The sequence below is a fragment of the Kribbella sp. NBC_00662 genome, from assembly GCF_041430295.1.
Lineage (GTDB): Bacteria > Actinomycetota > Actinomycetes > Propionibacteriales > Kribbellaceae > Kribbella.
Genome location: NZ_CP109029.1, coordinates 3416566 through 3429300, shown reverse-complemented (window position 1 = coordinate 3429300; position 12735 = coordinate 3416566). Strand labels below are relative to the sequence as shown.

Sequence of the window (12735 nt, the reverse complement as noted above, 5' to 3'; positions counted from 1 at the left end):
CTGGGTCCCGAAGCGCGGAATGCGGAGGATCGGAGGTATGCAGAACTACGAGTGGGCGTCCGTCGACGACGCACCGGTCCGCGAACTCTTCCCCGGCATCACGTTGCGGCCGCTCTGGTCCGGTGAGATCGCGAAAGCCTTCGTATTACAGATGGATCCGGGTTCGTGCTGGGAAGGCATCGACGTACACGACCCAGGACCGGAGGAGGTGTTCGTGGTCGACGGCGTGTTCAACGACGGGACCCGCGACTACCCGGCCGGTTCGTTCATCCACGCCCCGGCCGGGTCGTCGCACGTACCGCAGTCCGCGAAGGGCTGCACGCTGTTCCTGTTCTACCCCGAGGGTTAGTCGGTACTGCGGAGCTCCGTCGGGGCGCCGTGGACCGCGGGGACGCTGCCGAGCTTGCCGGCCTGGAAGTCCTCGAAGGCCTGGATGACCTCGGCGCGGGTGTTCATCACGAACGGCCCGGCCATCGCGATCGGCTCGCGGATCGGGCGACCGCCGATGACGAGTACGTCGAGGTTGGGCTCCGCCTGCGGCTGCGTCGTACCGGCCGCCGTACGGATCGTGTCGCCGGGGCCGAAGACGGCGAGCTGACCCTTCCGGATCGGCCGCTTGTCGGCGCCGACCGTACCCTGACCTGCGAGAACGTAGACGAGCGCGTTGTACTCCGGCTGCCACGGCAGCACCAGCTCCGCGCCCGGCGAGACCGTGGCGTGCACGAGCGTGATCGGGGTGTGGGTCGAGCCGGGACCGTCATGACCGTCGACCGAGCCGGCGATCACGCGGATCAGCGCGCCGCCGTCCTGGGTGGAGAGCAGAGCGGCGTCCCCGCCGCGGATGTCCTGGTAGCGCGGAGGCGCCCACTTGAGCGACTTCGGCAGGTTGACCCAGAGCTGGATGCCATGGAACAGGCCGCCGCTGAGGACGAGGTGCTCCGGCGGGGTCTCGATGTGCAGCAGTCCGCTGCCGGCCGTCATCCACTGGGTGTCGCCGTTGGAGATGATGCCGCCACCGCCGTTGGAGTCCTGGTGCTCCATGATCCCGTCGAGCATGTAGGTGACGGTCTCGAAGCCGCGGTGCGGGTGCCACGGGGTGCCCTTCGGCTCGCCCGGCGCGTACTCGACCTCACCCATCTGGTCCATGTGGATGAACGGGTCGAGGTCGCGGAGATCGACGCCGGCGAACGCACGCCGCACCGGGAAGCCCTCGCCCTCGTAGCCGCTCGGCGCGGACGTCACCGACTTCACCGGACGCTCATTCGCGATCGCCGGATCCGGCTGAATGATGCGGGGCAGGACAGTGATGTCACTGACGGTCACGGCGGGCATGATGGCTCCTCGCTGGTTGATAGTTCAAGAATAAACTATCTGCCCGAACCACGGCAAGAGCACCGGCATTCCCGGGTCACAGGAACCTCCGCCACTGACCAACCCACCGGATCATCCCGACAGCCGGCGCATTCACGCTCGGCACGGTGCTCCGGGAGCGGGTTGGTCAGTGGCGGAGGTCCGGTGCTGTGTGGCGCATGGCAGACTCTGGTGGCGTGACGGCTCAGATTCTGGATGGCAAGGCGACGGCGGCGGCGATCAAGGACGAGCTGAAGGTCCGGGTCGCGAAGCTGGCCGAGCAGGGCGTGGTGCCCGGGCTCGGCACGATCCTGGTCGGTGACGACCCGGGCAGCCGCGCATACGTCGCCGGCAAGCACCGCGACTGCGCCGCGGTCGGGATCTCCTCGATCCAGGTCGAGCTGCCCGACACCGCGACCCAGGACGAGATCGCCGCGAAGGTCCGCGAGCTCAACGAGAACCCGGACTGCACCGGCTTCATCGTCCAGCTCCCACTCCCGAAGCACGTCGACACGAACACGATCCTCGGCCTGATCGACCCCGCGAAGGACGCCGACGGGCTGCACCCGATGAGCCTCGGCAAGCTGGTCCTCGGCCAGGACGGTCCCCTCCCCTGTACACCGAAGGGCTGCGTGGAGATCCTGCGGCGGTACGACGTACCGATCGCCGGCGCGCACGTGGTCGTCGTGGGCCGCGGCGTCACCGCGGGACGGCCGATGGGGCTGCTCTTCACCCGCCGGAGCGAGAACGCCACCGTGACCCAGTGCCACACCGGCACCAAGGACCTCGCCGCGGTTGTCCGCACCGGCGACATCGTGATCGCGGCGGCCGGGTCGGCCGGCCTGATCACCGCGGACATGGTCAAGCCCGGCGCCGTACTGCTCGACGTCGGCACCAGCCGCAACGCCGAGGGCAAGATCGTCGGCGACATCGACCCCGCCGCCCGCGAGCAGGCATCCTGGATCGCGCCGATGCCCGGCGGCATCGGCCCGATGACGCGGGCGATGCTCCTGACGAACGTCGTCGAGGCCGCCGAAGCGAGCCTGCCCCAGTGACCACAGGACCCGTGCTGAAGGTGAGAGTGACGTGCTGATGGCAGGAGAGGCCCAGCGACGCAGCCAATGGCCGCTAGCGTTGTCACTCCTGGCCGCCCTCACCGGCCTGGTCGTGCTCTGGTTCTACGACTGGCGCAACGGCGTACTCATCTTCGCCGGCGCCGTAGGCCTGGCCGGCCTCCTCCGCGCGACCCTCACCGACACCGCCGCCGGCCTCCTCCACGTTCGCAGCCGAATGTTCGACACCACGTTCCTCCTGCTCACCGCCGCAGCCATCGCCGTACTCGGCCTCATCGTCCCGAACTGACCCGCAGACCAACGTCCCCCGCACGAACTCCTGCGTTCAAATCGCTTTCAGTTCGGCTCGGGCGGTGGAATCATCCGGCGCATGCCGACGATCCGCCCCGCTGCCCGCGCCGATGCGCCGCGCGTCGTGCAGGTCTATGTGGACTCGTGGAACGAGGGCTTCGGTGACCTGATGCCGACCATCGAGGTCAGCGAGGCCCGCATCGCGCGCTGGTCCGACACACTTGCCGAGGGCAACTGGTGGGTCGCCGAGGCGGACAACACCATCGTCGGCCTCGTCGGCATCGGCCTCAGCCGAGACCCGATCGACCCGCAGCTGGGCGAGCTCGACACGATCGCGGTCGATCCGGCGTACTGGCGCCAGGGCGTAGGCAAAGCCCTTATGCAAAAGGCCCTACAGGCCCTAGCCGCCACGTACCCCGAAGCCATCCTCTGGACCCTGGCCAACTACCCTCAGGGCCAAACCTTCTACGAATCAACCGGCTGGACCCTGGACGGCGGCACCCGCGACAACGGCCACCAGGTCTCGTACCGCCGCCGCTTCTAGATCCTCCAGTCCCACGGCGCATAGATACTGACCCGCACCGCATCGAGCAGCGGCGCGGTGTACATGGCCGAACACCCCTTGGCGTAAGCGTTTCGAGCGGCAAGAACCTTCGCACGGGTCAGGTTCACACGCTTCACCTGGTACGCCGTGACGAGCTGCCGATCGGGCCACGAATCCTCGGTGTACGACCGCGCCATCCAGTCGTCCGACACCGGATCCCCCGCCGACCCCAGCGCCCGCCCGGACTCACTCGCACTGATCGAACCGAGGTAGTCGCCGATCTCGTCACCGCGCAGGTGCCGCCCGGGTGGGTTGTAGCTCGTCTGAAGGTTGTACTGGTACTGCCAACTCCACTCCTCGTACGAGCACGCGAAGATCACCTGCGCATACCCGTCGGGCGGCACGTGCAGCGCCGCGTCGGGCGCCTGTAACCGGACCACAGTGATCCGCTGATACGCCTCCGGTGGAAGATCCGGCCTGTGTGGAAGGGGCGTCGTCGGGTACGGCGCCGGCTTCGTCGCCCCGGGCGTCTCGGCGTACGACGAGGTTCCGCCGGACGGCTCGATCGCTCGCAGGCCCAGGCTGGGTGTGGTCCCAGCGCGCGGCGCCACCTCTTCCCCACATCCGCCGAGCACCAACGCGAGAACCAGCAGTCCCCCCAGCTTCCGCATATCCCTCCTCAGGTTTGGATTGGTCAGCGGTTGGCGAGCTTGATCAGTGCGTCGGCGAGGGATCCTCGCCAGCAGGCGTAGTCGTGGCCGCCGTTGTATTCGGCGTACTCGAGGTCGTAGCCCTTGAGGCCAAGGATCGTGCGCAGGTGGCGGTTGGCGACGAGGATGGACGGGCCGTGGTCGGGCGTCTGCCCGCGTTCCATCAGACCGGCTTCGATGTAGAACCGCACTGGTTGGCGCTCGGATTCGGCGTACTGGCGTGTCAGCCACTCGTGCTCCGGATCATCGTCCGGGCTCCACCAGAACGAACCCGACTGGCTGATCACGTTGCCGAACACATCCGGCCGCCGGAGCCCCGCGAAGGCCGCGGCCTGACCGCCGTGGCTCTGCCCGGCGACGATCGTGCGCGCGGGATCCGTGGTGATGCGGTAGCGCTCGCGGGCCCACGGCAACAGTTCGTCGGTCAGATACTCCAGAAACGCCTCTCCACAAGGGAGTTCGCGGTTGCGGACCTCCTGGGTCAGGCTGTCGACGAGTACGGCGACCATCGGCGGGATGCGGCCGGCGACGATCAGGTTGTCGAGGATCGTCGGGAACGGGATCGGCCCGCGTACGACGTCGCCGTCGAACAGCACGAGGAGCGGATACGGCTCGTCGTCCGGTTGGTAGCCCGGCGGGGTGTAGATCCAGATGCGACGCTCGTTGTCGAGGATCTCGCTCCGGTGGAGGTGCTGGACGAGCTCGCCGCGCTTGTCGTCTGTACGCGGAGCCAACCACGGCTGCGCGGGCGCCGACGGCAGCTCGACCAACGACACCACGGTCTCGTCCGAGCCGAGGAACTCGTCCGCGGGAGAGACGAACGTCGCCGGGTTGAGCGGATCCGTGAACCAATCCGCCGTACGCTCCTGCCAATCCTCGGCGTCGGCCGCCGAGCCGTCGCTGTCGCCGATCGCCAGCCGATAGGTGCAACGAAGATCCGCACGGACCCGAAAGGTGAGATACCAGACGTCGGTGCCGTCGAGGCGCCGCATCAAATTCCCCGGCGGATCCCACCCCGCCGGCCCCCGAACACCGCCACACTCCTGACCGGCTCAACTGCCCGATACAAGAAGGTCAGCCAAACCTCGCCGTCACCAACAGGCTCAATCAGCGGCGCCCCTCGCTCGCCAATCTCAGCCCAGAACTCCTCCGTCCGCCCGGCCCCGAGCCCCTGCAGCCGCGGACTATCGATCCCCTCAGACAACTACCTCACCCCAGGTTGTCGGTAGAGCACCCCGTGACGCCGCCCATTATCGCCAGCAACCAGGCCAGCACCCTCAGTCCAGCGAGTGGAGAGAGCTGAACACTGCGCGACGCGCTAAAGCGGAAGCCCGATCGCAGCAGCGCGCACCCCCTGCACCAGCCGAAAGATCCCCCGCCACAGCCCGGTACAACACCACCCGGAGCACCACGGTCTGTCCAACTCTCACCTGCGGCCGACAGCCCCAACCCGCCGCGACAGCGATCGTGACCAACGGCCCATCCGGAGATGACAAGACCCGGCGGCAGCCGGAAGGCCCCGGCGATAGCCGCATGGATGCTCCGGGCGATAAGCCCGGGGGTGGGTGGGTAGCGCGCGGGGGCGTTTAGTGGAAGAAGTGGCGGGTTCCGGTGAAGTACATGGTGATGCCGGCTTTGTTGGCGGCTTCGATGGCTGCTTCGTCTCGGATGGAGCCGCCTGGTTGGACAACTGCCTTGACGCCGCCTTCGATCAGGACTTCGAGGCCGTCGGGGAAGGGGAAGAAGGCGTCGGAGGCGGCGACGGAGCCGGAGGCGCGGTCGCCTGCTCGGGAGACGGCCAGGCGGCAGGAGTCGACTCGGTTGACCTGACCCATGCCGACTCCGACCGAAGCGCCGTCGGAGGCCAGGAGGATTGCGTTCGACTTGACTGCGCGGCAGGCCTTCCAGGCGAAGGCGAGGTCGGCCAGCACGTCCTCAGAGGCAGCGGGACCAGCGGCAAGCGTCCACGCGGACGGGTCGTCGCCGGGAGCCTGGAAGCGGTCGCGGTGCTGGAGCAGCAGGCCGCCGCTGATCGCGCGCATCTCGACCGTCTCGTCCGAAGAGACAGCCGGCGCCACCAGCAGACGGATGTTCTTCTTGCCCTGCAGGATCTCGACCGCGCCGTCCTCATAAGCGGGCGCCACCAGCACCTCGGTGAAGATCTCCGCGACCTGCTTCGCCATCTCGACCGACACCGGCGCGTTCGTCGCGATCACACCGCCGTACGCCGACACCGGGTCGCACTCGTGCGCCCGGCGGTGCGCCTCGGCGATGTCCTTGCCCACGGCAATTCCACAGGGGTTCGCGTGCTTGATGATCGCAACCGCAGGCTCGCTGAAGTCATAGGCAGTGCGCCGAGCCGCATCCGCGTCGACGTAGTTGTTGTACGACATCTCCTTACCGTGCAACTGCTCAGCCGCAGCCAACCCGCCCCGGCCGTTCAAGTACAGCGCCGCCGGCTGATGCGGGTTCTCGCCGTAACGCAGTACGGCGGACTTGTCCCACGCCGAACCGACCCACGCCGGGAAGCCCGAGCCCTCACCGCTGTCGGTCAGCACAGACCCCATCCACGACGCGACAGCGATGTCGTACTCCGCCGTGTGCACGAACGCCGCAGCGGCCAGCCGAGCCCGCTCCTCGAGCGAGAACCCACCCTCACCCAGCGACGCATGAACCGACGCGTACTGCGAAGGCGACGTCACGACCGCCACGTTCGCGTGGTTCTTCGCCGCGCCGCGCACCATCGACGGACCGCCGATGTCGATCTGCTCCACACACTCGTCCACCGACGCCCCGGAAGCGACCGTCTCGCTGAACGGATACAGGTTGCTCACCAGCAGCTCGAACGGCTCGACCCGCATCTCGCGCAGCTGCTCGACGTGCTCGTCCCGCCGTACGTCGGCCAGCAGGCCGGCGTGCACCATCGGGTGCAGCGTCTTGACCCGCCCGTCCAGGCACTCCGGGAATCCGGTCAGCTCCTCGACCTTCGTCACCGGTACGCCGGCTGCCGCGATCCGGGCCGCGGTCGAACCGGTGGAGACGATCTGCACACCGGCGGCATGCAGCGCGGAAGCGAGCTCCTCCAGACCGGTCTTGTCGTAGACGCTGATCAGCGCCCGGCGGATCGGCCTGCGGTCGGTGCTCACTTCAGTCGAACCTTTCGTCCGGTGATGGTCCAGCCCTCACGGACCAGGCGGCCGACCCACTCCACCAACTGGCGGCGTTCGACCTCCTTGATCCGCTCGGTCAGGTCTTCTTCGGTGTCGTCGTCGAGAACTGGTACGACGACCTGCGCGATGATCGGGCCGGTGTCGACGCCGCCGTCCACGAAGAACAGCGTCGCCCCGGCGACCTTCACGCCGTACTCCAGCGCGTCCCGCGGACCGTGGATCCCGGGGAACGCCGGCAGCAGCGCGTTGTGGGTGTTGATGTACCGGTCGCCGAACGCCGCCAGGAAGTCGTCGCCGACCAGCTTGAGGAAGCCCGCCGAGACGACCAGGTCCGGCTTGTACTCGAGAACCGACGCGGTCAGCGCCCGGTCCCAGTCCGCCCGCTCGTCGTACGCCTTCACCTTGTGCACGAACGTCGGCACTCCGGCGGCCGCGGCCCGGTCCAGGCCGGCGATCCCCTCGCGGTCCGCGCCGACGGCGACCACCTGGGCGCCGTACGCCGGGTCCGCGCAGGCGTCCAGCAGGGCCTGCAGGTTCGATCCCGATCCCGAGACGAGCACGACAAGGCGCGCAGAAGCGGAATCAGAAGCAGAAGTCACGGCGGGAAGCCTATCGTTCCGCGTCAGCCTCTTCCGCAGCCGGTCGGCGGGAGGCGGCCACGGCGGCCGTGATCGCGGCCCCGATCGCCATCCCGGCAGCCAGGACGCCGGCGGCCGGCAACGCCCCCGGCACCCCGACCGACGCCATCCGCCCCGGCCCGATCGACCCACCCGACATCGCCAGCAACGCGAAGATGATGATCCCCGCGAGCAGCGCCGCCATCGCCCCACGCAGCGCGAACGCGTCCCAGCCCAGCACGTCGGAGTCCCGCCGGACCAGCCCTCGACGTACGACGACCAGCCCGGCGACCGCACCGGCCACCAGCGGTACCAATGCGGTCAGCACCAGCAGGTACGACGGGGTCGCGCCGTCGGCCGGCACCGCCGCCAGCAGCGGAAACGCGGGCAGGTTCCCGACGTCCACCCCGGTCGGCGCGATCGTTGTCCCGGTCCCCAACTGGAATCCGGGCCCCGCAAGGAACGCCATGGCGTACAGCACCACGTTCGGCAGCAGCATCAAGCAGATCGCGAACAGCACGACCGACCCGATCACGCCCGCGTCCAGCAGCTCGAGCATCCCGGTGATCCGCGAAAAATGGGTCGCGAGCAGTACGGCGTACAGCAGCGAGGCGACCGCCAGCACGGTCAGTACTGCGGCCAACGCCGCCGGAACCACGTCCCGCAGACCGGCCGGTGTCGCGTCGGCGATGTCTTCCGCCGCACCGGACTCGACCAGAATTCCGCAGACACCGGCGATCAGCGCCAGCGAGAACGCGCCGAGGAACGCGGACAGCGGTGACACCTTGAGCGGGCCGTCCGACGTGAGCAACGCCACGACCAGCGCACCGAGGCCGTAGACGAGCGCGAACGCTCCGGCCAGCGAGATCAGGTCCCTGGTCCGATCGGCCGCGCTCGAGCGGGCCGCGGACTTGCCGCCGCGGTACAGGCACCAGGCGAAGAACAGGGTCAGACCGAGCGGCGCGACGCTGATCCGGCCCGTGCCGATCGTCACACCAGCCTTGTGCGCCACCAGCCAGGCCGACGCACCGGCCCGGACCGCGCCGGAGGCGCCGCCGAAGGTCGCGCCGAGCCAGCCGATCACCGCGACAGCGGCACACGTGAGCAGACCGGTGAGCAGGCAGGCTCCGGCGGAGATCACGGCCGACACGACCAACGGCTTGGTCTGGGCGGCGATCTCCGACGCGGGCGAAGCACTCGATTCACCGTCCCGGTGGCCCGGGCGGCTCAGCATGTCGGTCATCTGACTCCCATGGTCTCCCCGCACCCGGATGCCACTCGTCCTGACACGCCGGATGTGGGAGACTTCAGCCCGCTTGCTCACGCTCAGTTCTGGTCTGTTCGGCAGGTGGTAGCGGAGTGGGAGCGGCGTTGGTCTACCCGGTACTGTCGGGTGGAATCAGTCAGGAGGTCGAGCTTTGGCCGGTTCCCACCGTGCATCACGCGGCGGCGGTCGCGCCGCTGCCCGGGAGGCGCGTCGGCAGAAGGCGCGTAAAAGGAACCAGACGATCGCCGCCGGTGTAGCGGTCGTGGTGCTGGTCGGCGGCGGCGGTGTCGCCGCGCTGAACGCCTTCGGCGGCGACAAGACGCCCGACCCGAAGGCCGGCAGCAGCGTGTCCGACGACAAGCCGACCGACTCGAACGTGCTCGCCGACGACAAGGCGCTGCTCGACGCCGTCGGCGTGAAACCCCTCGGCGCGACCGGCACCTGGGCGGTCAGCAAGACCGCGGACGGCAACTCGGCGCCGGACACCGTGTTCGCCTGCCAGGCCCAGCGGTTCGCCGACCCGGCCGGCCTGCGGACCTGGGTCCGCACCTTCCAGAACGCCGCGACCAAGGACACCGCCGTCCAGTACGTCGAGGTGTCGAACGACAAGGCCTCCGCGCTCAAGACGTACAACGCGGTCGTCCACTGGCTGAGCCAGTGCACCGCTCCGCAGACCCGGCTGTCGTCCGGCTACGTGACCACCGGTGTCGGCGAGCGCGGCGTGATCGCCGTGTTCGGTCAGGTGCCCGCGGCCAAGACGAAGTACAAGACCGTCGCGGTCACGCTGGCCGGCCAGGCCACGATCGTGGTCGAGCACGACACGCTGGCCGCCGCGCCGCCGAAGCCGGACGCCGTCCTGGCCACGGCCAGCGCCGCGGCGAAGAAGGTCTGCGCGCAGTCCGGCGGCTGCGGCACCGGCGCCGCGGTCGCGAAGCCGGCCCTGCTGCCGAACGTCGACGCGCCCGGGTTCATGGCCTCGGTCGACCTGCCGCTGATCGACGAGATCAACAAGCCGTGGGTCAGCGCCCCGGCGGCCAAGGGCAACAGCAGCGGCGGCTGCGAGAAGATCGACTTCAAGAAGGCCAAGGCGACGAAGTTCGGCACGGTCACGTACGTGACGCCGGAGGCGAAGGTGCCGACCGAGTTCGGTCTCGACGACACGGTCGCCAAGTTCCCCAGCGCGACCGCGGCGGCGAGCTACGTCAGCCAGATCCGCAAGAACGTCGACACCTGCGAGAAGAACGTCTCGAACGCCCAGGTCGAGTCGACCGGCACCATCCAGACCAGCACGATCAAGGGCAAGAGCTGGAAGGCGACGTACGACACCGGTGACGGGAAGAAGTACATCTACCGGATCGGGGTCGCCGGATCCGGGGACCGGGTGGTCTACGTGCTGTTCCCGGTGCTGAAGGAGCTCGACATCACCGACACGGCGTTCAACGAGACCGTCGCCCGCGCCGTCGACCGCTCGGCCGCCTACAAATAGAAGCGGGACCTGCTCCCGGAGGAACAGGCCCCGCTTCCGAAGTACTACTTGCTCAGACCCTGCATGATCTCGCGCATCAGGTTGGCGGTCTCGGTCGGCGTCTTGCCGACCTTCACGCCGACGGCCTCGAGGGCCTCCTTCTTCGCGGCCGCCGTACCGGACGAGCCGGACACGATCGCGCCCGCGTGGCCCATCGTCTTGCCCTCCGGCGCGGTGAACCCGGCCACGTAGCCGACGACCGGCTTGGTCACGTTCTCCTTGATGAACGCCGCCGCCCGCTCCTCGGCGTCACCGCCGATCTCACCGATCATCACGATCGCGTCGGTGTCCGGGTCGTCCTGGAACGCCTTCAGCGCATCGATGTGCGTGGTCCCGATGATCGGGTCACCGCCGATCCCGATCGCCGACGAGAACCCGAAGTCCCGCAGCTCGTACATCATCTGGTACGTCAGCGTGCCCGACTTCGACACCAGACCGATCCGGCCCTGGCCGGCGATGTCGGCCGGGATGATGCCGGCATTCGACTCGCCCGGGGTGATGATGCCGGGGCAGTTCGGGCCGATGATCCGGGTCTTGCCGGACGCCTGCGCGGCGGCGAAGAACGCGGCGGTGTCGTGCACCGGCACACCCTCGGTGATCACCACGACCAGCGGCACCTCGGCCTCGACGGCCTCCAGTACGGCGTCCTTGGTGAACTTCGGCGGGACGAAGATGACCGACACGTTCGCGCCGGTCTCCTTGACCGCGTCCGCGACGGTGCCGAACACCGCGACCGACTTGCCGTCGAAGTCCTGGCTCTGGCCCGCCTTGCGCGGGTTCACGCCGCCGACGATGTTGGTGCCCGAGGCAAGCATCCGGGTGGTGTGCTTGGTGCCCTCGGAGCCGGTCATGCCCTGGACGATGACCTTGCTGTCCTTGGTCAGGAAGATAGACATTGTTCGGCGATCCCTTACTTCGCAGCCAGCTCGGCGGCGCGCTTGGCGGCGCCGTCCATCGTGTCGACCCGCTCCAGACCGGCCAGGCCGGCCTCGTCGAGGATCCGGCGGCCCTCCTCGGCGTTGTTGCCGTCCAGCCGGACGACCAGCGGCTTGGTGACGGCCTCACCGCGGCTGGCGAGCAGCTCGAACGCCTGGACGATGCCGTTGGCAACCGCGTCGCAGGCGGTGATGCCGCCGAAGACGTTCACGAACACGCTCTGCACCTGCGGGTCGGAGATGATGATCTCCAGACCGTTCGCCATCACCTCGGCCGAGGCGCCGCCGCCGATGTCGAGGAAGTTGGCCGGCTTCTGGCCGCCGAACTCCGCACCGGCGTACGCCACGACGTCGAGCGTGGACATGACCAGGCCCGCCCCGTTGCCGATGATGCCGACCGAACCGTCCAGCTTCACGTAGTTCAGGCCCTTGGCCTTGGCCGCCGCCTCCAGCGGGTCGGCCGCCGAGACGTCCTCGAACTCGGCGTGGTCCGGGTGCCGGAAGTCAGCGTTCTCGTCCAGCGTGACCTTGCCGTCGAGTGCCTCGACGTTCCCGTCCTCGAGCTTGACCAGCGGGTTCACCTCGACCAGCGACGCGTCCTCGGCGATGAACACCTCGTACAGCTTGACGATCTCCGGTACGACGGCGTCGATCACGTCGGCCGGGTACTTCGCGGCCTCCGCGATCTCGCGGGCCTTCGCCTCGTCGACGCCGGTGGCCGGGTCGATCGAGATCTGCGCGACCGCGTCCGGGTTGGTGTGCGCGACCTCTTCGATCTCCATCCCGCCGGCGGCGGAGGCGATGCAGAGGTAGTTGCGGTTGGCCCGGTCGACCAGGAACGAGAAGTAGTACTCCTCGGCGATCGCCGCGGCCGGGACGATGTTCAGGATCTTGACGACGTGACCCTTGATGTCCAGACCGAGGATCTCGCGGGCCTTCTCCTCCGCCTCGTCCGGGCTCGAGGCCAGCTTGACGCCGCCTGCCTTGCCGCGCCCACCGGTCTTGACCTGGGCCTTCACGACCACCCGGCCGCCGATCTTCTCGGCCGCCGCGCGGGCTTCCTCCGGAGTCGTGACGACCGCACCCACGGTCGTCCGCACTCCGTGCTTGGCGAAGACCGTCTTCGCCTGGAATTCCATCAGATCCACGAGTGTGGTCCCTCTCTCGCCTGTACGGGCTCCTGACACTAGCCACCCTGGTGACCGGAGCAACAGCCGGGGTCCTGGCTGAGACGACCATCACAACCTCCCCGG

13 protein-coding genes are annotated in these 12735 nt (G+C 68.6%); 5 read left to right on the top strand and 8 right to left on the bottom strand.

Features of this window, described 5'->3' with window-relative positions:
• The first annotated feature begins 37 nt into the window (after positions 1–37).
• A complete protein-coding gene (locus OHA10_RS17335) occupies positions 38–349 on the top strand; it encodes a cupin domain-containing protein (RefSeq protein ID WP_371407238.1) in 312 nt (103 codons plus the stop codon).
• On the opposite strand, the gene OHA10_RS17330 is transcribed toward OHA10_RS17335, so the two are convergent.
• The gene (locus OHA10_RS17330) at positions 346–1332 is read right to left on the bottom strand and encodes a pirin family protein (RefSeq protein WP_371407237.1); all 987 of its coding nucleotides are present in this window, start codon (positions 1330–1332) and stop codon (positions 346–348) included. The two genes, OHA10_RS17335 and OHA10_RS17330, sit on opposite strands and share 4 nt — an antisense overlap.
• Before the next feature lie 215 nt (positions 1333–1547).
• Here OHA10_RS17330 and OHA10_RS17325 point away from each other — a divergent pair, with 215 nt between their 5' ends.
• The 3 genes from OHA10_RS17325 (at position 1548) to OHA10_RS17315 (ending at position 3258) form a co-directional block, all read left to right on the top strand.
• Positions 1548–2405 (top strand): bifunctional methylenetetrahydrofolate dehydrogenase/methenyltetrahydrofolate cyclohydrolase, encoded by an 858-nt coding sequence (locus OHA10_RS17325; protein WP_371407236.1) that lies wholly within the window; start codon positions 1548–1550, stop codon positions 2403–2405.
• A 37-nt stretch (positions 2406–2442) separates the two neighbouring features.
• Positions 2443–2712, top strand: coding sequence for a DUF3017 domain-containing protein (locus OHA10_RS17320; protein WP_371407958.1), 270 nt, complete (start codon positions 2443–2445; stop codon positions 2710–2712).
• An 81-nt stretch (positions 2713–2793) separates the two neighbouring features.
• Positions 2794–3258: an N-acetyltransferase family protein gene (locus OHA10_RS17315; RefSeq protein ID WP_371407235.1), complete on the top strand. Its 465-nt coding sequence runs from the start codon at positions 2794–2796 to the stop codon at positions 3256–3258.
• Here OHA10_RS17315 and OHA10_RS17310 read toward each other — a convergent pair.
• The 5 genes from OHA10_RS17310 to OHA10_RS17290 all read right to left on the bottom strand — a co-directional run bounded on the left by OHA10_RS17310 (position 3255) and on the right by OHA10_RS17290 (position 8998).
• Complete coding sequence (locus tag OHA10_RS17310) at positions 3255–3929, bottom strand: hypothetical protein (protein WP_371407234.1); 675 nt, start codon at positions 3927–3929, stop codon at positions 3255–3257. The genes OHA10_RS17315 and OHA10_RS17310 overlap by 4 nt on opposite strands.
• 23 nt (positions 3930–3952) lie before the next feature.
• Positions 3953–4960: an enterochelin esterase gene (fes, locus tag OHA10_RS17305; protein ID WP_371407233.1), complete on the bottom strand. Its 1008-nt coding sequence runs from the start codon at positions 4958–4960 to the stop codon at positions 3953–3955.
• A 594-nt stretch (positions 4961–5554) separates the two neighbouring features.
• Positions 5555–7114 (bottom strand): bifunctional phosphoribosylaminoimidazolecarboxamide formyltransferase/IMP cyclohydrolase, encoded by a 1560-nt coding sequence (gene purH, locus OHA10_RS17300; protein ID WP_371407232.1) that lies wholly within the window; start codon positions 7112–7114, stop codon positions 5555–5557.
• Positions 7111–7737 carry a phosphoribosylglycinamide formyltransferase gene (gene purN, locus OHA10_RS17295; RefSeq protein WP_371407231.1) on the bottom strand — a complete coding sequence of 209 codons (627 nt, stop codon included), beginning with the start codon at positions 7735–7737 and terminating at the stop codon, positions 7111–7113. The genes purH and purN overlap by 4 nt, the downstream gene beginning before the upstream one ends.
• A 10-nt stretch (positions 7738–7747) precedes the next feature.
• Positions 7748–8998, bottom strand: a complete 1251-nt coding sequence (locus tag OHA10_RS17290) for a DUF6350 family protein (RefSeq protein WP_371407230.1) — start codon at positions 8996–8998, stop codon at positions 7748–7750.
• Positions 8999–9173: 175 nt separating this feature from the next.
• Between OHA10_RS17290 and OHA10_RS17285 the strand changes: the two genes are divergently transcribed.
• A complete protein-coding gene (locus OHA10_RS17285) occupies positions 9174–10508 on the top strand; it encodes a hypothetical protein (RefSeq protein WP_371407229.1) in 1335 nt (444 codons plus the stop codon).
• 44 nt (positions 10509–10552) lie between these two features.
• Here OHA10_RS17285 and sucD read toward each other — a convergent pair whose 3' ends face one another.
• Together sucD and sucC are read right to left on the bottom strand one after the other, a co-directional pair.
• On the bottom strand, positions 10553–11443 hold the full coding sequence (gene sucD / locus OHA10_RS17280) for a succinate--CoA ligase subunit alpha (RefSeq protein ID WP_137252728.1): 891 nt from the start codon (positions 11441–11443) through the stop codon (positions 10553–10555).
• Positions 11444–11457: 14 nt separating this feature from the next.
• Complete coding sequence (gene sucC / locus OHA10_RS17275; protein WP_371407228.1) at positions 11458–12630, bottom strand: ADP-forming succinate--CoA ligase subunit beta; 1173 nt, start codon at positions 12628–12630, stop codon at positions 11458–11460.
• Between the last annotated feature and the right edge of the window lie 105 nt (positions 12631–12735).